This window comes from Clostridioides sp. ZZV14-6009 (genome assembly GCF_020658095.1).
Classification (GTDB): Bacteria; Bacillota; Clostridia; order Peptostreptococcales; family Peptostreptococcaceae; genus Clostridioides.
In genome coordinates this window covers 433084-454470 of record NZ_JAGWDG010000002.1, presented here as the reverse complement: position 1 = coordinate 454470, position 21387 = coordinate 433084, and the positions used below count along the sequence as shown (strand labels likewise).

Here is a 21387-nt window from a genome sequence, read left to right as displayed (position 1 = left end):
ATGAACTTAACCTATGAAGAAGCTTACAAAAGATTGGAGAGCATTTTAAATGAGCTAGAATCTAAAAATGCTAGCTTAGATGAATCTTTAAGCTTATATGAAGAAGGAATTAGTCTTTATAAACATTGTAATAAGCTTTTGGATGATGCCAAATTAAAAATAAGTAAATTTAATCAATTAGGAATAGAAGAGGATTTTAGAATAGAGGAGGAATAAAAGTGGAATTTAAACAACATTTAAAAGAAAAAGCAAGTTTTATAGAAGATGTACTTAAAGAATATATGCCAAAAGAAGAAGGTTATCAAAAAACTGTTATTGAGGCTATGAACTACAGCTTGAGCGCTGGAGGTAAGAGATTAAGACCAATACTTACATTAGAAGCCTGTAAGGTAGTTGGAGGAAATGAAGAAGAAGCTATACCTTTTGCTATTGCAATTGAAATGATACATACATACTCACTTATACATGACGACTTACCAGCTCTTGACAATGATGATTTAAGAAGAGGAAGACCAACAAATCATAAGGTATATGGAGAAGCAATGGGAATTTTAGCAGGAGATGCTTTACTGAACTATGCTTTTGAAGTTATGCTTGCAGGTTCAATAAATAAAGAAAATCCAGAAAAATATCTAAAAGCTATAAATGAAATTGCTAAAGGTGCTGGAATATATGGAATGATAGGCGGGCAAGTAGTAGATGTAGAAAGTGAAAATAAACAAATTGAAAAAGAAAAATTAGATTATATACATATGAATAAAACTGCGGCAATGATGGTTGGATGTATGAGAGCAGGAGCAACTATAGGTGGAGCAAATTCAGAACAAATGGAAGAAATAACTAAATATGCAAAAAATATCGGATTATCATTCCAGATAGTAGATGATATACTAGATATAGTAGGAGATGAAGCAAAATTAGGGAAAAAAGTTGGAAGTGATATAGAGAATCATAAATCAACATACCCATCTCTTTTAGGATTAGATAAATCTAAAGAAATTGCACATAATTTAATAGATGAGGCAAAGAAGAGTATAGAAAAATTATCTGACAATGTAGATTTTTTAAAGGGATTGGCTGAATATATAGTAGATAGAGAATATTAAAATATACAGCTAAAATCGAGGAGGGAAAAATGGACTTTTTTTCGGAGATTTTTAACAATGGGGCTTTGGGAATAAGTCTTATTGCTTGTTTCTTAGCACAATTCATAAAGATATTTACTGGGAAGGGAAAGAAAATTGAGTTTTCAAGAATACTCATTTCAGGAGGTATGCCTAGTTCTCATAGTTCTTTTGTTACAAGTTTAGCTACAGTGGTAGGTATTGAAAAAGGGTTTAATTCTACTGATTTTGCTATAATTACTGTGCTTGCACTGATTATAATGTATGATGCAGCAGGTGTTAGACGTGCTGTTGGTAAACAAGCTACTATATTGAATCAGATGGTAGCAGACCTTCAACATGGAAAGCATATAGAACAGAAGAAATTAAAAGAATTAATAGGTCACACACCACTAGAGGTTTGGTTTGGAGCTTTACTTGGTATAGTAACAGCTTTAATATTGATGTAAATTTAAAATTTACAAAATAAAAGGTGAGGATAATATGTATAAATATTTAGATAAAGTAGATTCTCCAAAAGATATAAAAAATATGAGCATAGAAGAAATGGATTTACTTGCAAAGGATATAAGAAAATTTTTAGTAAAATCTGTTTCCAAGACAGGAGGACACTTAGCTTCTAACTTAGGTGTAGTTGAGTTAACATTAGCACTTCATAAAGTGTTTGACAGCCCTAAAGATAAAATCGTATGGGATGTAGGACATCAGTCTTATGTTCACAAAATGGTTACTGGAAGAAAAGATTGTTTTGTATCCTTAAGACAATTCAATGGACTAAGTGGTTTTCCAAAGGAGAGTGAAAGTCCTCATGATATTTTCGACACAGGACATAGCAGTACATCTATTTCTGTGGCAACAGGTATTGCCTGTGCTAGAGATATAAAAAAAGAAAACTATAGTGTTATATCTGTAATTGGAGATGGTTCTATAACTGGAGGTATGGCGCTTGAAGCTTTAAATCAATTGGGATATATAAATACTAATATGATAGTAATTCTTAATGATAATGAGATGTCCATAGATAAAAATGTTGGTGGAATGTCTAAATATCTATCAAGTATTATAAGAAATTCAACAGTTGTTAAAATGACAGATGAAGTTGATAAAATTTTAAATGTTACATCGACAGGTGAAATTTTATCTAAGACTGCACATAGATTTAAGGATAAATTAATATATAGTTTTTCTCCTCAAGATTGTTCATTTTTTGATTCATTAGGTATAAAATATTATGGTCCTATAGATGGTCATAATACTAAAGAATTAATAGAAACACTTAGAAAAGCTAAACATAAAAAAGGACCTGTACTTTTACATGTTATTACAAAAAAAGGAAAAGGATATAAATTTGCAGAGGAACAACCTGATAAATATCATGGAGTATCAAAGTTTGATATAAAGACAGGCGTAACATCTTCTAAAGTTAAGTCTATGTCAACTAGTGTTGGTGAAAAATTAGTTGAGATGGCTAGCAAAAACAAAGAAATAGTAGCAATAACAGCTGCAATGCCATCTGGGACAGGATTAAACTTATTTGAAAGTGCTTACCCGAAAAGATATTATGATGTTGGTATAGCTGAACAACATGCAACAGGGTTTGCGGCAGGTCTTGCAAAAAATGGTATGAAGCCTTATTTTGCTGTATATTCGTCATTTTTGCAAAGAGCATATGACCAAGTTATTCATGATGTATGTATAACAAAAAAACCAGTTACTTTTCTTATAGATAGAGCTGGCCTAGTTGGAAATGATGGTGAAACTCATCATGGTATGTTTGATTTAAGTTACTTAAATTCTATTCCAAATATTGTAGTAATGGCTCCGAAAGATACAAGAGAAATGGAACTTATGATGGATTTATCATTAAAATTGGATTCTCCATTGGCAATTAGATATCCAAGAGGAAATAGTTACTATCTAAATAAAGGAGAATACAAAGAAATTAAGTTAGGTAAATATGAGATATTAGATGATGGACAAGATACAGTCATACTTTCTATTGGAAATATGGTGAAACATGCTCTAGAAGCTAAAGAAATATTATTAGAAGAAGGTATAAATCCAACAATAGTTAATGCTAGATTTTTAAAGCCAATGGATGAAGAGCTGTTGCATGCTTTATTTAAGAATCATAAAAATGTAGTTACAGTAGAAGATAATGTTATTACTGGTGGGTTTGGAAGTAGAATAAGTAGATTTATTATAGATAATGGATATAAAGTAAATATACTTAATATAGCAATACCAGAAGAGTTTATAAAACATGGCAATGCAGATGAACTATATAATTTTGTAGGATTATCGCCAAAGTGCATTGCTGATAAAATAAGAAAGTTAGTATAAATAATATTGATTCAATTTAATATAAAATTTAAAATTTGTCACTTAGAATAAATATCGAGTGTGTTACTTTAAGCTACTTTAGTCAATATTAAAGTAGCTTTTAACAGAAAGGTAATTTTATGAAGAAAAGAATAGATTTATTGTTAGTAGAGCAAGGACATTTTGAGAGTAGAGAAAGAGCTAAAAAAGCAATAATGGCTGGGCTAGTTTTTGTTGATAATCAAAGATGTGATAAGGCAGGTACAGAAGTAAAAGAGGAGTGTGCTATAGAAGTAAAAGGAAATCCAATACCATATGTTAGTAGGGGTGGGCTAAAGCTTGAAAAAGCAATGAAAAACTTCGACTTAACTATTGATGGAAAAGTGTGTATGGATATAGGAGCATCTACAGGTGGTTTTACAGACTGTATGCTAAAAAATGGAGCTATAAAAGTATTTTCCATTGATGTTGGTTATGGTCAGCTTGCGTGGAAATTGAGACAAGATGATAGAGTTGTTTGTATGGAAAGAACAAACATAAGGAATGTAACAATAGAAAATACAAAACAATTTGCAGATTTTGCATCAATTGATGTATCTTTTATATCATTGAAACTAGTACTTCCAAAAGCAAAAGAATTAGTTATTCATAATGGAGAAATTGTAGCCTTGATAAAACCTCAATTTGAAGCAGGAAGAGAAAAGGTAGGCAAGAAAGGTGTAGTTAGAGAAAAATCTACACATATAGAAGTTATAAAAATGATTTCTGATTTTTCAGTACAAAATGGATTTGAAATTTTAGGGTTGGATTTTTCTCCAATTAAGGGTCCAGAAGGAAATATAGAATATTTAATTCATTTAAAAAATGGAAATGAAGGATATGAATTTGATAGTGATATGTATGACAAAAAAATAGTAGAAGTTGTTGAGGCTTCTCATAATTTAGAGAAATAGAATAAAAGGGGGCTTAGACTTGATCCTCGAATTATATATGAAAAATTGTGCCTTAGTTGAAGAACTAAGGCTGGGTATTGATAAAAACTTAAATATACTTACAGGTGAAACTGGTTCAGGAAAATCTATAATAATAGATGCACTTGGGCTTTGTCTAGGTGAGAAATATGATAGGTCTTTTCTAAGAAAAGGTACAGATAAGGGACTTGTTGAAGCTATATTTTTCTCAGATAACGTATATCTAAAAAAAGTATTAGATGAAAATGATATAAGTATAGAAGATGATAATTTATTGGTTATAACTAGATTGATATATTCAGATGGGAAAAGTACTGCTAGAGTAAATGGAAGGACTGTTAAAGTATCTTTTCTAAAGGAAATTGCATCTACACTTATAGATATACATGGTCAACATCAAAATCAAGCTTTATTCAATAAGGATACACACTTAAAATTTCTAGACTTATTTGGAGAAAATGAACTAGATAAGTTTAAAGCTGATTATAGAAAAGTATATTACAAATATAGTGAAGTAAAAAGAGCTTTGAATTCTTTAACAGAAAATAAGGATGATATGCAGATTCAACGAGAAATAGATTTATTAAGATTTCAAATAAATGAAATTGAGGCTGCAAATTTAAATAAAAATGAATATGAAGATTTATTAAAGCAAAGAGATGTGTATAGAAATAGTGAAAAGATATATAATAATTTAAACTTAAGTTATAGTAAATTACATAATGGTGAGTATAATGTCATTGACTTGATAGGTATTGCATCTAAAGAGCTTAATGATATATCTAAATATGACAGTGTTTTAAGTGAATACAGTGAAACTATAGAAAGAATAATGTATGAACTACAAGATATATCTAGTGATATAAGAAATTACAAAGATAATATAGATTTTGAGCCTTATGAATTGGAACAGATTGAACTTAGAATTGATGAGATTAATAACTTAAGAAGAAAATATGGAGATAGTATAGAAGCTATATTTGAATATTATGAAAAGACAAAAGATAGATTGGATGAGATATTAAATAGAGATGAAAGAGTTGAACAACTAAAAAATCAATTAATAAAAATAGAAGAAGAGCTAAAAATAAAAGCCATCAAATTGACTAAAGCAAGAAATAAAGTGGCAATTCAATTAGAGGAAATACTTCTTGATGAATTAAAAAGTTTAAATATGAAAAATGTAATGTTCAAAGTTAATTTTGAAGAAAGTTCATTTACCCTAAATGGAATAGATGATATTGAGTTTATGATATCTTTCAATTTAGGGGAAGATATCAAACCTATATATAAAGTTGCATCAGGTGGTGAAATGTCTAGATTTATGTTGGCATTTAAGACTATATTGGCTGATATAGATGATATAGATACTTTAGTGTTTGATGAAATAGATACAGGGATAAGTGGTATAGCTGCACAAATTGTTGGTGAGAAATTGAGTGATATAGCAAAGAAAAAACAAATAATATGTATAACTCATTTACCTCAAATTGCTGCAAATGCAGATACTCATTATTGTATAGAAAAAGATACTTCAAATAATAGAACATTTACAAATGTCAAGAAATTAAATCAATCTCAAAGAAAAAATGAAATTGCAAGACTTATAGCAGGTAATAATATAACAGAAAAAACTATAGAACATGCAAGCGAAATTATTGAAATGGCCAAAAAATGTTAGTGAAAAAGTTTATTTTAAATAGATGTAGAGAATATTTTATCTGAATACTTTACATCTATTTTTTATGATGAAAGTATTTTAAAATATTTAATCTGGATATCAAAAATAAATAAAAATTATAATTTAAATAAATCTTGTATAAACTTGTAACTGTAAAATTTTTAAGTTTTTAAGTATAATATTATGTATTAAGGTAGTAGTGGGGGGATATTAAATGAATAAAAAAAATACTATGTACTTAATTTTTATAATCATAGTTATTATAGTATTAGGGTATATTTTATTAGCTATTAATAGTATCAAAAATAATCTTAACACTTCTAATGATAAATTAGATTATTTATCACGAGAAATTATGAATACTAAGTCAGACATTAGCAATACAATTAATGAGGAAATGTCCAAAAGCTATATAACAAAAAGCATTGATTTAAAAGTTAAAAAATTAGAAAAAGACGAATGTGTAATTGATGTGGATACACAATTGAGTAAACTTGGTAAGGATGGAAAAGTTTTCTTTATGTATAAAGCAGATAGTGATAAATGGAATGAGATTGAGATGACAAAGCATGGAGAATTATCATATATTTGTGAAATAAAAATAACTACAGGTAGTGAATATGATTATAAAGTAGTTACAAGTGGTACAATATCTGAAAGCTCAGATGTTCAAAAATTGACTAAGTCTGATTATATGCCTGAACCACCTGTATTTAATTATGGAATAAGGGACAACAAGGAATACTTTATTGAAATATTGGAAAACAGCAATCTACTTAATCATGAAAGTGAAAAATCAAAAAATAAAGTTTATAATAATATCAAGTTAAAAAATGTAGATATTATTGTAAATGAAGGTAAAGGAGATACTGTATATAAAGCGAAGTCTGATAAAGTATCAAATGATAGTGAAGATGATAATATAGATAGAAAGCAAGTAAATTATGAGGCTACTTTTCCTAAAAAGGATATTGATGATATAATTTATATTAAAGCAAAGCTTACATACAATAATGGCGTAGAATATATAAAAGATATAACTGAAGATATAAGTATTGATTTGGAAGACTTAGAGAAATAAATATATTCAAAATAATTTAATCAGTAAAATAGAGTATAAATAAAATATATATAATTTTATTTATACTCTATTTTTTTATTTATAATTTTAACTCCATGTATCTAGCCCCTTCAATTGGATTATAAGTGTAAGGGTCTATATCATAAAAACCAATTTTTTCGTATAAACCTTGAGCACTTTTCATGCTTGGAAGAGTATCTAGTCTCATATATGTATATCCAATCTTTTTAGCTTCTTCTACGATTTCTTCTAATAATATTTTTCCTATTTTAAGTCCTCTAAATTTATCTCTTACATATAACCTTTTTAATTCACATACTTTATCTTCAAGTTTTTTTAATGCAACACAACCTGCTAAATTTTCATCAACAAATGCTAGTATTAATGAACCTGAAGGTTTTTCATATTTTCCTGGAAGTGTTTTTAATTCATTATTAAAGTCTTGGAAACACAAATCTATATTCAATGAATTTGAATATTCAGTAAATAAAATCTTTACATTTTCAAGATTTTCTAAATCATTTGCTTCGACAAATTTTAAAATTACATTTTGAGTCATTTTGTTTATCATTATATAAATATATTTATATAATGACTTCACCTCCTTGATAGGTATATATTTTTGTTAATATCAATTAAATTTTAATACCATTACCTTTTCTCCACCATAGTCAAGTTCTCCATTAAACTCAAATCCAAAGCTTTTGTAAAGTCCAATAGCCATTTTGTTGTTATCGAATATACTAAGGTATAACTCATTACAATTATATTCATTTTTAAGATGATTTATAAGGAAATTTAAGGATGCTTTTCCATACCCTTTGCCTTGATACTTTGAGTCAATCATGAATCTATCAAGCCAAACTCTGTCATCTTCTAGGCGACCGTACATAGCAAATCCTATCAGTATATTGTCATCATATATTCCAACAGGTATCCAAGCTGTTATAAACTTAGACTCAGCAATAGAAAGTGCATTGCTTTCTATATAATCTAATTGATTTTTATCTACAGACAAATTGACTAAATAATGCCAATTATTTATGTCTGCAATTCTTACATTTAATTTCAAAATATTACCGCCCTTCAAACTTTTTACTACAATATAATACTACCATATTATAGGCTAAAAAGCACTTAGTAAGATATACAACGAGGTTTTTAAATGAATAAATTTTTACGAAAAAGGAATTATAAATACATAATAATACAGCATAGGAGTAGATGAATATATGAACAAAATAAATAAGAATTTCAAAAATATTTGGATAATATTAGGAGCTGTATCGATTTTTATGATGGTTATAATTTTTCAAAATAAAAATTGTAATACGAATAATGAGACCCCAATAGAAACTTTTACAATTAAGAATCATGATAAAAAATATGTATATCCACTTGGAAATATAATTGGAGTGAAAGCAAATACAGATGGTGTATTGGTTTTAGGATACGAGGAAGAGGATGTAGATTATATTGGAGGCATACAGATTGGCGACAATATAGTAAAAATAGATAATAAAAAAATAAAAGATAGTCAGGATGTATCAAAGATTTTAAATGAAGCTAAAAAAAGTAAAATAGAAGTGACTTTTGAAAGAAAAAATAAATATAAAACAGAGACAATAGAAACTAAAAAAGAAAATGGTAATTATAAACTTGGATTATGGGTAAGAGATAAGATATCTGGAATTGGAACTATGACTTTTTATGACCCTAATATGGAAAAATTTAAAGCAATTGGTCATGCTATAAAAGATTCGGACACTAATGAACTATTAAAGATTAAGCAAGGCTATATATATAAACCAGAAAAACTAAAAATAGTAAAAGCCAGTAATGAAAAAGTAGGTAGAATAAAAGGGGATTTTAATGATGGTAATCTGATGGGAAATTTTTCGAATAACTCAGAATTAGGTATAAGTGGTAATATTACAGAAAAACAAAATAAAGAATTTAATTTAGCAAATAAAGAATTACAATTAATTGAGGTTGGAAGACCTCAAGATGTAAAAATAGGGGATGCAATAATTCTTTTTGAAGACAAAAACAAAAATATAACAAGCTATGATATAAAAATAGAAAGTATAGTATATGATAAAGGAAATTATAGAGATATGGTAATAAAAGTTGTAGATAATAAGTTATTGGAATACACAGGGGGGATTGTACAAGGGATGAGTGGGGCTCCAATAATACAAAATAATAAAATTATTGGTGCAATAACTCATGTTTTTAGAGATAATCCGAAAAAAGGATATGGTATTTTTATAGATGAAATGATAAAATTGTAGGTGAGGCATTAAAAAATTTTATTATTTTATCACTTATCTAGGAGGAATATAATTTTGAAGTGTCGAATATGCTTTAGAGTAGATAATTAGGAAGCAATTTGTGTAAAAAGTTTAGTTTTCTGTAATAAGAAGATGTTTTTTAATGGGGGGATTTTTAGTGGAAAAAATCAAAATAGTTTTAGCAGACGACAATAAGGATTTTTGTCAGGTATTAAAAGAGTATTTGTCTAATGAGGATGATATCGAAATATTAGGCATAGCTAAAGATGGGATTGAAGCATTAGATTTAGTAAAAAAGACACAACCAGATTTATTAATATTAGACGTAATAATGCCGCATCTGGATGGATTAGGTGTAATTGAAAAATTAAATACTATGGATATACCTAAAATGCCAAAAATAATAGTACTATCAGCAGTAGGTCAAGATAAGATAACTCAAAGCGCAATAAATCTAGGAGCAGATTACTACATAGTAAAGCCGTTTGATTTTGTTGTGTTTATAAACAGAATTAGAGAACTAGTTTCTAATAGAGTTACTCAAGTAGAGCCAAAGCCTAGACCAGTTCAAGAAACTCAAATGACAAGAAGTGATTTTGTTAAAAATGTAGGTAACATAGAAACAGAAATCACGAATATAATACATGAAATAGGAGTACCAGCTCATATAAAAGGATATTTATATCTAAGAGAAGCTATAAAAATGGTCATTGAGAATGTTGAACTTTTAGGTGCAGTAACAAAAGAGTTATATCCAAGTATAGCTAAAAAATTCAATACAACACCAAGTAGAGTTGAGAGAGCAATAAGACATGCTATAGAAGTTGCATGGAGTAGAGGAAAAGTTGACACAATAAATCAACTATTTGGATATACGGTACACAATACTAAAGGAAAACCAACTAATTCAGAATTTATAGCAATGATTGCTGATAAATTAAGATTAGAACATAGTATGGTTAAATAAATAGACAGAAAAAGTAAGACCTTTTAATAAAGGTATTGGCAATAAATATGCATTACAAACAGCAAAACGGTATAACCAATAGGGTTATACCGTTTTGCTGTTTTAATATATAATAAAAACTTTATTTTTTCTTTATTATTTGTTTAATATAATTTTATTATACTATGGCCATAGTATGTACCTTTGTCAATTGTAGATTAATACTGACTTGTTTTTTAATATAAAAACATACCTTAACAAGTTGAAACATTAATTTTTAAAGTATATTGTAAAAAATGTTAAATAAAAAAATCATAAAATATAGTGTTATAAGGATTAAAGATGTAGGACAAACTTAAAACATTTATTTTATTGTTAAGTAATGCTATAATATAATGTGATTTTAATAATGATAGTGGAGGTTTAAAAATGAGAGTCGAGGCCCCTATAAAAGTAGATCGAAAAACTAAAAAGCTTGCTAAAAGAGTTGAAAGTGGGGAAATAGCAGTTATAAATCATATAGACATAGATGAAGTTGCTGCAAACTCTTTGGTAGAAGCCAAAATAAAACTTGTCATAAATGCGGCGCCTTCTATAAGTGGTAGATATCCTAATAAAGGTCCAGGAATATTAACTGAGAATAATATCTTAATAATTGATAATATTGGAGAAGAATTATTTGAAGAATTAAAAGAAGGACAGACTATAGAAGTTATAGATGGAAAGATATATAGAGAAGGACAATTTTTAGGTGCAGGTGAAGTTTTAGATAAGTATGAAGTTTCGTATCAAATAAAGGCTGCTTATGAAAACTTAGCCGTAGAATTAGATAGATTTATAGACAATACTATAGATTATGCTAAAAAAGAAAAAGGATTTATACTTGGTGAAGTAGAAATTCCAAAAGTACAAACTAATTATGCAAATAAGCATGTATTAATAGTTGTAAGAGGTCAGGACTATAAAGAAGATTTAAGTACAATGCTTTCATACATAGAAGAGGTAAAACCTGTTCTAGTTGGTGTTGATGGAGGCGCAGATGCTTTAATTGAGTTTGGATATACTCCAGATGTAATTGTAGGAGACATGGATAGTGTAAGCGATGAAGCTTTAAAAAAAGCTAGTGAAATAGTAGTACATGCTTATACAGATGGTAGAGCGCCAGGCCTTAAGAGAGTTCAAGAACTAGGTTTAGATGCAGTTGTATTTCCTGCACCAGGAACTAGTGAAGATATAGCTATGCTTATTGCATATGAGTATAAAGCAGAGTTAATAGTAGCAGTGGGTACACATTCAAATATGATTGATTTCCTTGAAAAAGGAAGAAAGGGAATGGCAAGTACTTTTTTAGTTAGACTAAAGATAGGTTCTAAGCTTATAGATGCTAAAGGAGTTAACTTGTTATATAGAAGTAAGCTAAAGATAAAGTACATATGGGCATTAATAGCAACAGCCTTATTTCCTGTGTTGGTAGTTGCATCATTGTCACCAGGAGTTCAACAATTTATACAGTTAATGCAATTGAAATTTAAAGTATTATTACAGATGTAAATTTTAGGAGGATAAATATGCATATTAATATGAAATATTATATAGTCACTATTGGTGCTATATTTATAGCTTTGGGTATAGGCATGTTAGTAGGATTTAATTTAAATAATAATCAACAATTAAGTGAGCAACAAGCAAATATAATAAATGACTTGGATGATAAATTTAATATTTTAAAAGAAAAAAATGATAAACTTGATGTAGATTTAGCAAAGGTAAATAAAGATTATGAAGAAGCAATTAATTTTATAAATAAAAATGTGGACAAGGTTTTAATTGGTTCATTAAGTGGAAAAAGTATAGGAATAATATCAGCTAATGAAAATGATGATTATACAAAAAATATAGAAGATATAATAAACAAGTCTAATGGTAGTGTTGCATTTAACATAGTGTTAAAAGAAAATATAACAAATCCAGAAAAATTAAAAGAAATCTCAAGTAAATTAGGTGCAGAAATTAAAAATACAAATGATGCAGTTAATTATATAATTGATACTTTGAAAAAGGAAGATGCAAGTGACATTTTAACATATCTTCAAGAACTAGATGTAATAAAATTTAACTCTATTGGTGACACATATCTAAAATATGAATCTGTTGTAATCGCTGGTGGAAATGATGCAAAAGATAAGACAAAACAATTTGACAAAATAGAAAAATTTTTAGTTTCAAAAATAAAATCAGAAAATAAATATTTAGTAGAAGTTCAAAATACAGGAGTTAAAACTTCTTATGTAGAATTATATTCTAAAAATAAAGTTGCAACTATAGATAATATAGATGAAGGTGTAGGAAGTGTATCTCTAGCTATGCTTTTACAACAAGGTAATATAGTTGGTAATTTTGGTAGATTAGATACTGCAACTTCATTGTTGCCATCTATTAAATAGAAATAATTTTAAGGAGAGAAAAAATGGATTCTTATATAAGTATAATAATACCAGCTTATAATGAAGAAAGTAGAATAAACTATACATTAGAAAGTATAGTTGGAATTAAAGAAATAAATGAAATAGTAGTTGTAGATGATGGTTCAACAGATAATACTGCTAAGGTTGTATCTGAATTAAAGAATGAAAAGATTAAATTTTTTAAGTTAGATAAAAACAGAGGTAAAGGATATGCTTTAAACTATGGGCTTAAAGTATCAATGAAAAGTGCAAATATTATAGGATTTTTGGATGGAGATTTAGGCAGTTCTGCTAAAGAAATTGAAAAGTTAATTGTACCAATATTAAATGGTGAAGCTGATGTTACTATAGCAAAGTTTCCTCCTGCAAAGAAAAAAGGAGGTCTGGGATTTGTAAAAGGTTTAGCTAAAAATTCTGTTTTTGAGATGACAGGAGTTGAGCTAGATGCAACTCTGTCAGGTCAAAGAATATTTAAAAGAGAAGTTTTAGAAAAATTTGATGAAATACCTTTTGGATATGGTGTTGAAGTTGGAATGACGATTGATATACTAAAGTATGGTTTTAAAATTAAAGAAGTATTAGTAAACATGACTCATAATGAAACTGGCAGAAATTTAAAAGGATTTGTTCATAGAGGTAAGCAGTATTATCATATAAAAAAGGTTTTAGGACAAAAAAAGAAAGAATGGAGGTAATATCTTAGTGAAAGATTATATACTTTATACCATTTTATTATTAACAGGATTATTTGGAACCTATGCTGCAATACCACTATTTAAAAATTTATTGATAAATGGAAATATACTTAGACCAAACTACAATAAAGATATGATACCAGTAAGTATGGGAATTGTATTTTTACCTATGCTTGTGATTAATGGAATAATACTTGCATTTTTTACTACAGAATATATAGATTTAGCATATATATTTATGTTTATGTTTGGCATGATATCCATGTTTTTTGCAGGAATACTAGATGATGTTATTGGAAATAGAGATGTAAGTGGTCTAAAAGGTCACTTTAAAAGTTTATTCAAGGGAAGTCTTACAACTGGAGGCTTTAAGGCGTTGTTTGGTGGATTTGTAGGACTTATAGTTTCTGTGTCTATATCAAAAGACATAATAGATATAATAGTAAATACATTAATAATAGCTCTATCAACTAATTTAATGAATCTTTTAGATTTAAGACCAGGAAGAGCAATAAAAGCATATTTATTTATAATGGTGATTGTATTTTTAACATTGACAGGATTTATTCAAGTTCTTCCACTACTTATAGTTCCAAATGTGCTTGCATACTTTAATTATGATTTAAAGGCAAGAGCAATGATGGGAGATACTGGTTCAAATGTTCTTGGAATGTCTATTGGAATTTTAATTTCTTTTGGATATCCATTTAATATCAGACTGGGATGGTTAATATTTGTAGTTATTATGCATATATTTACTGAAAAATACTCATTGACTAAAATAATAGAAAAAAATAAATTATTAAATTTTATAGATAAGTTGGGAAGGTAGCATTATGATAAGCAAAAGAGTGGGGATTGTTGAATCAATTGTAAGTCAAACTGAAACGCTGGATGATATAAGAGTAAATATAAATGGAGAAATACAAAGAGCATATAATTATCCAAAACTATCTGGGGTAGTATATATAGGAGACGAAGTAGTTTTAAATACAACAGCAGTAGAGCTAAGTCTAGGAACTGGTGGATACCATTTTGTAATAACTAATTTAAACAATTTAGAATCTAGTTTAATTGAAGGTGGTCATATAATGAAACTTAGATATACACCACTTCAAATAAAGGTAGATTCTGTTGAGGAACAAGAAAGCATTTATCATGATAAATTTGGTGATTTTACAGAGTTAGAAGACCTTCCTGTAGTAGTAGGGACTCTTCATAGCATGTTAACTCCATTTGCAGCTTCATTTAAAAGAAATAACCCTAATAAGAAATTAGTATATATAATGACTGACGGGGCATCTCTTCCAATTTATTTAAGTAAAAATGTAGACACTTTAAAAGGAAAAAAATTAATAGATAGTACAATAACTATAGGAAATGCATTTGGGGGAGACTATGAGTGTATAAATATATACACTGCATTGATTACAGCAAAAGAAATATTAAAAGCCGATGTAGTATTTGTAAGTATGGGGCCAGGAATAGCTGGTACAGGTACTAAATATGGATTTACAGGAATTGAACAAGGTCCAATTCTTGATGCTGTAATAAAGCTTGGAGGAAGAGCAATAGCAATTCCAAGAATTAGTTTTGCTGACAAACGAGAAAGACATCAAGGTATTTCACATCATAGTATGACTGTATTTGAAGAAATTGTAAATGTAAATATAGATATACCAATAACTATATATGATGATGAAAAATTAAAATTTATAAAAGAACAAGTTAAATCTAGTGGTTTGGATAAAAAGCATAATATAATTTATATAGATAATAATAAAACGAAAGAGGATTTAGACTATTTTAATCTAAAAGTAAAAAGTATGGGAAGAAACTATGAGCAAGATGAGGCATTTTTCAAAGCTGCAAGTACAGCAGCATATTATTTAATGGAGGTTTAAGATGGTATTAGAAGAAAAAACTATTAGTAGTGATAGAGTTTATACAGGTAAGGTAATTACTTTAAAGGTCGATACTGTTGAAATTCCAGGACAAGGATATCAAAAAAGGGAATTAGTAGAAGTTGGTGGTGCAGTAGGAATAGTTGCAATTACAGATGATAATAAAGTTGTATTAGTGAAGCAATTTAGAAAACCTATAGAAAAACCAATTTTTGAAATTCCAGCTGGTAAGTTAGAAAAAAATGAAAGTCCCAAAGAATGTGCTGAGAGGGAGTTAAAAGAAGAAACTGGATATAGTGCAAAAAATATTAAACTAATACATAAATTTTTCACTTCAGCAGGTTTTTCTAATGAGATAATGTTTGTATATTTGGCAACAGGTCTTACTCCAGGAGAAAATAATCTAGATGCAGATGAATTTTTAGATGTTTACGAAGTTGAGCTTGAAGAAGCCTATAATATGGTATTAAAAAATGACGTTGAGGATGCAAAAACTTCTATTGGATTATTATTAGTAAAAGATATGTTTAAAAATTAATATTTATAAAAATGAATAACCCCTTGTCCTACAGCATATTATTTTATAAAGGACAAGGGGGAATAAAATTGAGAAAAACATATAGAAAAAATGATTTTAGAGAATTAAATAGACAAATAATTATTATAGGATTGTTGTTTATGATGTCTATTGTTATTGGGTCCTATATAAATAAAATATTACCAGGTTCTAGTGATAATATTTTAAACAATATAAATCCTGCTGTAGAGTATTATAATCTGAATATAAATGTAAAAGATACAGTTCTACAAAATTTAAAGTCAGATACAATATTTATGGGCTCGATAGCTCTATTAAGCCTATTTGTAGTAACAATTCCAGCAGTATTAGTAATTTTTGTGTTAAAGGGAATGTCAATTGGATATACAATAAATAGTTTTATATTGGCATTAAAACTTAAGAGTGCAAAAATGATTTTAATAATATTATTTAAAAATTTGGTTATTATTCCATGTGCAATCATATTAACATTAATTAGTTTAAGCTATTTTAAAGAGATGGTTTATGAATTTAAAAAGAAAAATAGAAGAAATATGCAGTTTTTAATTAAGAGGTACATACTAAATATTATAATTATAATAGCACTATCATTGGGGTTGCAATTAATATTAAATACTGTAAGTATTGGTATTATTAAGTTCCTAGTTAAATAAAGGAGTTTATAATGGATATTATAGAGGAATATATAGATTACATAAAAGATAAAAAAAAATTATCAGAAAACACAGTGGCATCATACTTTATGGATATAAAAAAATATATGGAATATATAAATCAAAAAAGCATTAAACTAGTAGATATAGTAGAAAATGATATTATAAGTTATTTAATAAAGTTGGAAAAAGATAATGTATCAATAGCTACAATAGCAAGGATGATATCATCTATAAAATCTTTTCATGATTATTTATTTTTAAATCATGTATGTACAAATAATCCTGCAAAGGATATAAAAAAACCTAAGGTAAAAAAAGAAAATATAAATATACTTACAGAAGAAGAAATTGAAAGATTATTAAATTTTCCTAAGTTAACAACACCTAAATTAATTAGGGACAAGGCTATTTTTGAAGTATTATATGGTACAGGTATAAAAGTATCAGAACTAGTAGATATGAATGTAGACGATGTTGACTTGGATATTGACTATATATATTGTAGTTCATGTTGTAAAAGTCAAAGAGTTATACCACTCTGTGATATTACAAAACTTTATTTAGAGAAATATTTAAAAGAAGCAAGACCTAAAATAGCTGTAGAAGGTGAAAAGTCATTATTTGTAAGTTCATTAGGACAAAGGTTTACACGACAAGGTCTTTGGAAAGTTATAAAAAAATATTCTAATTTAGCTAATATAGATAAAAACATAAATCCTACAATGCTTAGACATTCATTTGCGATTCACCTTTTGAATGAAGGTGCTAACATTGCTGTTGTAAGTAAAATCTTAGGAAATGTTAACTTGTCTAGTTTACAAGTATATTTAAACCACATAGATAAAAACGTGAGAAGAGAAATAAAAGAAAAACATCCTAGAAATGATATTGATATAGAGTTACAAAAAGTAGAAGCTAAATAGACTGTATAGCAAATTTTATAATTTAAAAGGAGCATATTTATATGAGCAGAGTAATTTGGATTGTAATTGATAGTGTTGGAATAGGAGCATTACCTGACGCTGAAAATTTTGGAGACAGTAAGGATGTAAGTACTCTTGGAAATATATTTAAAGAATATCCAGATATACAAATTCCTAATATGATAAAATTAGGTATAGGAAATATAGATGGTGTAGATTTTTTTGAAGATGAAAAAGAGCCAATAGGATGTTTTGGAAAATGTAAGGAAATGTCTCAAGGAAAAGATACTACTACTGGTCACTGGGAAATGACTGGGATAATAGTTGATAAACCCTTTAAAACATTTGAGCATGGATTTTCAAAAGAAATTATAGAAGAGTTTGAGAAAAAAACTGGAAGAAAAGTAGTAGGAAATAAGCCAGCTTCAGGTACTGTGATAATTGATGAATATGGAGAACATCAAATAAAAACTGGAGATGTAATAGTATATACTTCAGCTGATAGTGTATTTCAAATAGCAGCTAATGAAGAAGTGATTCCATTAGAAGAGTTGTACAGTATGTGTAAAATAGCTAGAGAAATAATGATGGGTGATAATGCAGTTGCTAGAGTAATTGCTAGACCATTTATAGGTAAAAAAACAGGTGAATTTGTTAGAACTTCAAATAGAAGAGATTATTCACTAGACCCATTTGAACCAACTGTACTTGATAATATAAAAGAATCAGGTCTTGAAGTTTTAGCTGTTGGAAAAATAGAAGATATTTTTAATGGTAAAGGAATTACAGAAGCTATTCATACTAAAAGTAATATGGATGGAGTAGATGAAACTTTAAAATATATGAAACAAGACAATAAAGGCTTGATATATTCAAACCTTGTTGATTTTGATTCAAAATACGGTCATAGAAGAGACCCAGAAGGATATAAGAAAGCACTTGAAGAGTTTGATAATAGACTTCCTGAGATAATGAGCAGTATGAGAGAAGACGATATTCTTATAATTAATGCAGACCATGGAAATGACCCGACATATAAAGGTACAGACCATACAAGAGAATATATTCCAGTAATGATTTATGGTAGTAAGGTTAAAAAAGGATTTAATTTAGGAATAAAAGATACTTTTGCTGATATTGGAGCAACTGTTGCAGATATACTGGATGTAAAATTGCCTAAACATGGAGTGAGTTTTAAAACAGATTTATTTTAAATATTAAATAGAAAATAACTATATTAAAGTAATAAAAATTAGCTTAATAGAATGAATGGAGGGATTGGAATGTTTGAAAAGATAGAACAAAGTAGTAAATTTATAAATTCTAAAATTAATATAAAACCTAAGATTGGTCTGATATTAGGTTCTGGACTTGGTGATTTAGCAAATGATATAGAAGATTCTGTCATAATTAAATATAGCGAAATTCCAAATTTCCCTGTTTCAACAGTAGAAGGACATGCTGGGCAACTTGTTATTGGAAAGCTTGCAGGAAAAGAAGTAATTGCTATGCAGGGAAGATTTCATTATTATGAAGGTTATTCTCAAAAAGAAGCTACTTTTCCAGTTAGAGTTATGAAAGCTCTTGGAGTCGAAATTCTTGTAGTAACTAATGCTGCTGGTGGCGTAAATAAACAATTTAAACCAGGGGATTTGATGATTATAAGAGACCATATAAATTTTAGTGGGAGTAATCCATTAGTAGGAAAAAATGATGATAGACTTGGAGATAGATTTCCAGATATGTCAGATGCCTATTCATGTAAATATGTAGATATAGTTAAAGAGTGTGCTAAAGAATACAATATAGATGTAAAAGAAGGTGTATATATGTTCTTTAGTGGACCTAATTATGAAACACCAGCAGAAGTAAGAATGGCTCAAATATTGGGGGCTGATGCAGTTGGAATGTCAACAGTTCCAGAAGTTATAGTAGCAGCACATTCTAATATTGATGTTATTGGTATATCTTGTATAACTAATATGGCTGCTGGTATTTTAAATCAACCATTAAGTCATGAAGAAGTTATACAAACTACTCAAAAAGTTAAATCAGAATTTTTGAACTTAGTTAAGAGCACAGTTAAGAATTTATAGAGGATTTAAGTAAATTTATTATAAAATAGACAATGTACAATTTGAAAATAATTAATAATGAGCTGTCTTGATATAGAAAAGTATTTCTAATAAGAGACAGTTTTTTATAATATTATAATATATAAATATATTTATAAATTTAAAAATCTATTTACATTATTACAGATTAGAATGGAGATTTCAAGTATGAGAATGTATGATATTATAAAAAAAAAGAGAGATAATTTAGAACTTAGTAAAGAAGAGATAAATTACTTTATAGAAAACTATTCTAAAGGAGATATACCTGACTATCAGGCTTCTGCACTATTAATGTCTGTTTATTTAAATAAGATGAATAAACAAGAGACTGTATATCTTACAGAAGCAATGATGCACTCTGGTGATATGATAGAGCTATCAGATATCGAGGGTATAAAAGTAGATAAACACAGTACGGGTGGTGTCGGAGATAAGACTACAATAGCTCTTATACCTTTAGTTGCTTCATGTGGAGCACCTGTTGCAAAAATGTCTGGCAGAGGTCTTGGACATACTGGAGGAACTATTGATAAATTGGAAGCTATATCAGGTTTTTCTACAGAAATGGATATAAACAAATTTATCGATTCTGTAAATAAGCATAAAATAGCAGTTTGTGGTCAAAGTGCAAAGGTAGCAATTGCAGATAAAAAAATATATGCTCTTAGGGATGTTACAGCAACTGTAGATAATATATCATTGATAGCATCTAGTGTAATGTCTAAAAAGCTAGCTTCAGGAGCTGATGCAATCGTATTAGATGTGAAAACTGGAAGTGGAGCATTCATGAAGACTTTAGAGGAGTCTTTTGAATTGGCAAAGGCTATGGTTGATATAGGTGTTGGTATGAATAAAGATACCATAGGAATTGTGACAGATATGGATGAACCTTTAGGATTTGCTGTTGGTAACTCTTTAGAGGTTATAGAAGCAATTGAAACTTTAAAAGGAAATGGACCAAAAGACCTTGTTGAATTATGTGAAGTTTTAGGAGCATATATGCTAGTTTTAGCAAAAGTTGCATGTAATTTTGATGATGGCATTGAAAAGATACGAGAATCAATAGAATCTGGTAGAGCCATAGATAAACTTAAAGAGTTCATAGAAAATCAAGGTGGAAATAAAGATATAGTTGATGATTATTCTTTATTTAAAGAATCAAAGTATAAGTATCCAATCAAATCAGATAAATCTGGATATATAAGTAAGATTAAAGCAGAAGATATAGGCATATCAGCTATGATTCTTGGAGCTGGTAGAGAAACTAAAGATGATATTCTAGATTTATCAGCAGGAATAATTTTAGAAAAAAAAGTTGGAGATTATGTAAAAGAAGGTGAAGTTTTAGCATATATGTACTATGATGATGATAAAAAACTTACATTAGCAAAGGATAGATTCGTCAATTCATATTCTATTGTAGATGAAAAAATAGAAAAAAATAAATTAGTATATGGTATTGTAACTAAAGATGAAATTAAAAAGTTTTAGAAAATTTTAGAAAAAGTGATTATAAAAAGCCTAACATGTCAAAAATAGTGTTAGGCTTTTTATTTTTTTGAAAAGCTTGAGAAGTAATAAATATATAATAATAAAAATATATTTTAAAGTATTTTTTTATAATATAAATAAGTTTATTCGACAAGATG

General features: G+C 28.1%; 22 protein-coding genes. 20 read left to right on the top strand and 2 right to left on the bottom strand.

Annotated elements, in window-relative coordinates:
• The 7 genes from xseB (at nucleotide 1) to KGF36_RS05380 (ending at nucleotide 7179) form a co-directional block, all read left to right on the top strand.
• A complete protein-coding gene (gene xseB / locus KGF36_RS05410) occupies nucleotides 1–216 on the top strand; it encodes an exodeoxyribonuclease VII small subunit (protein ID WP_227434125.1) in 216 nt (71 codons plus the stop codon).
• A gap of 2 nt (nucleotides 217–218) precedes the next feature.
• Nucleotides 219–1106: a polyprenyl synthetase family protein gene (locus KGF36_RS05405; RefSeq protein ID WP_227827114.1), complete on the top strand. Its 888-nt coding sequence runs from the start codon at nucleotides 219–221 to the stop codon at nucleotides 1104–1106.
• A 29-nt stretch (nucleotides 1107–1135) separates the two neighbouring features.
• Entirely contained in the window at nucleotides 1136–1573 is a 438-nt protein-coding gene (locus KGF36_RS05400) for a divergent PAP2 family protein (protein ID WP_227827115.1), read from the top strand.
• A gap of 34 nt (nucleotides 1574–1607) precedes the next feature.
• Nucleotides 1608–3467, top strand: coding sequence for a 1-deoxy-D-xylulose-5-phosphate synthase (gene dxs / locus KGF36_RS05395; protein ID WP_227841979.1), 1860 nt, complete (start codon nucleotides 1608–1610; stop codon nucleotides 3465–3467).
• 119 nt (nucleotides 3468–3586) lie between these two features.
• A complete protein-coding gene (locus tag KGF36_RS05390; RefSeq protein ID WP_227827117.1) occupies nucleotides 3587–4399 on the top strand; it encodes a TlyA family RNA methyltransferase in 813 nt (270 codons plus the stop codon).
• 19 nt (nucleotides 4400–4418) lie between these two features.
• Nucleotides 4419–6098, top strand: coding sequence for a DNA repair protein RecN (recN, locus tag KGF36_RS05385; protein ID WP_227850148.1), 1680 nt, complete (start codon nucleotides 4419–4421; stop codon nucleotides 6096–6098).
• A gap of 214 nt (nucleotides 6099–6312) precedes the next feature.
• The gene (locus KGF36_RS05380) at nucleotides 6313–7179 is read left to right on the top strand and encodes a hypothetical protein (protein WP_227850149.1); all 867 of its coding nucleotides are present in this window, start codon (nucleotides 6313–6315) and stop codon (nucleotides 7177–7179) included.
• A gap of 79 nt (nucleotides 7180–7258) precedes the next feature.
• Here the strand turns inward: KGF36_RS05380 and KGF36_RS05375 are convergent, their stop codons facing one another.
• Complete coding sequence (locus KGF36_RS05375) at nucleotides 7259–7738, bottom strand: GNAT family N-acetyltransferase (RefSeq protein ID WP_227854590.1); 480 nt, start codon at nucleotides 7736–7738, stop codon at nucleotides 7259–7261.
• 72 nt (nucleotides 7739–7810) lie between these two features.
• On the bottom strand, nucleotides 7811–8251 hold the full coding sequence (locus tag KGF36_RS05370; RefSeq protein ID WP_227827121.1) for a GNAT family N-acetyltransferase: 441 nt from the start codon (nucleotides 8249–8251) through the stop codon (nucleotides 7811–7813).
• 160 nt (nucleotides 8252–8411) lie between these two features.
• Between KGF36_RS05370 and KGF36_RS05365 the strand changes: the two genes are divergently transcribed.
• From KGF36_RS05365 to KGF36_RS05305, 13 genes are all read left to right on the top strand, one after another.
• Nucleotides 8412–9473: a SpoIVB peptidase S55 domain-containing protein gene (locus KGF36_RS05365; protein ID WP_227827122.1), complete on the top strand. Its 1062-nt coding sequence runs from the start codon at nucleotides 8412–8414 to the stop codon at nucleotides 9471–9473.
• A gap of 142 nt (nucleotides 9474–9615) precedes the next feature.
• Nucleotides 9616–10440: a sporulation transcription factor Spo0A gene (gene spo0A, locus KGF36_RS05360; RefSeq protein ID WP_227827123.1), complete on the top strand. Its 825-nt coding sequence runs from the start codon at nucleotides 9616–9618 to the stop codon at nucleotides 10438–10440.
• A 408-nt stretch (nucleotides 10441–10848) separates the two neighbouring features.
• A complete protein-coding gene (steA, locus tag KGF36_RS05355; RefSeq protein ID WP_227827124.1) occupies nucleotides 10849–11970 on the top strand; it encodes a putative cytokinetic ring protein SteA in 1122 nt (373 codons plus the stop codon).
• A 17-nt stretch (nucleotides 11971–11987) separates the two neighbouring features.
• On the top strand, nucleotides 11988–12863 hold the full coding sequence (locus KGF36_RS05350) for a copper transporter (protein WP_227827125.1): 876 nt from the start codon (nucleotides 11988–11990) through the stop codon (nucleotides 12861–12863).
• Nucleotides 12864–12886: 23 nt separating this feature from the next.
• Nucleotides 12887–13579: a glycosyltransferase family 2 protein gene (locus KGF36_RS05345; protein ID WP_227827126.1), complete on the top strand. Its 693-nt coding sequence runs from the start codon at nucleotides 12887–12889 to the stop codon at nucleotides 13577–13579.
• Between the two features lie 7 nt (nucleotides 13580–13586).
• A complete protein-coding gene (locus KGF36_RS05340; protein ID WP_227827127.1) occupies nucleotides 13587–14411 on the top strand; it encodes a glycosyl transferase in 825 nt (274 codons plus the stop codon).
• A gap of 4 nt (nucleotides 14412–14415) precedes the next feature.
• Entirely contained in the window at nucleotides 14416–15483 is a 1068-nt protein-coding gene (locus KGF36_RS05335; protein ID WP_227827128.1) for a DUF3866 family protein, read from the top strand.
• Nucleotide 15484: 1 nt separating this feature from the next.
• Nucleotides 15485–16021 (top strand): NUDIX hydrolase, encoded by a 537-nt coding sequence (locus KGF36_RS05330; RefSeq protein ID WP_227434140.1) that lies wholly within the window; start codon nucleotides 15485–15487, stop codon nucleotides 16019–16021.
• A gap of 68 nt (nucleotides 16022–16089) precedes the next feature.
• A complete protein-coding gene (locus KGF36_RS05325; RefSeq protein ID WP_227827129.1) occupies nucleotides 16090–16695 on the top strand; it encodes a stage II sporulation protein M in 606 nt (201 codons plus the stop codon).
• Nucleotides 16696–16706: 11 nt separating this feature from the next.
• A complete protein-coding gene (locus KGF36_RS05320) occupies nucleotides 16707–17621 on the top strand; it encodes a tyrosine-type recombinase/integrase (protein WP_227827130.1) in 915 nt (304 codons plus the stop codon).
• Between the two features lie 41 nt (nucleotides 17622–17662).
• Entirely contained in the window at nucleotides 17663–18835 is a 1173-nt protein-coding gene (locus KGF36_RS05315) for a phosphopentomutase (protein WP_227827131.1), read from the top strand.
• A 69-nt stretch (nucleotides 18836–18904) separates the two neighbouring features.
• Nucleotides 18905–19717: a purine-nucleoside phosphorylase gene (locus tag KGF36_RS05310; protein WP_227827132.1), complete on the top strand. Its 813-nt coding sequence runs from the start codon at nucleotides 18905–18907 to the stop codon at nucleotides 19715–19717.
• 186 nt (nucleotides 19718–19903) lie between these two features.
• Nucleotides 19904–21229 (top strand): pyrimidine-nucleoside phosphorylase, encoded by a 1326-nt coding sequence (locus tag KGF36_RS05305; RefSeq protein ID WP_227827133.1) that lies wholly within the window; start codon nucleotides 19904–19906, stop codon nucleotides 21227–21229.
• Nucleotides 21230–21387: the final 158 nt, after the last annotated feature.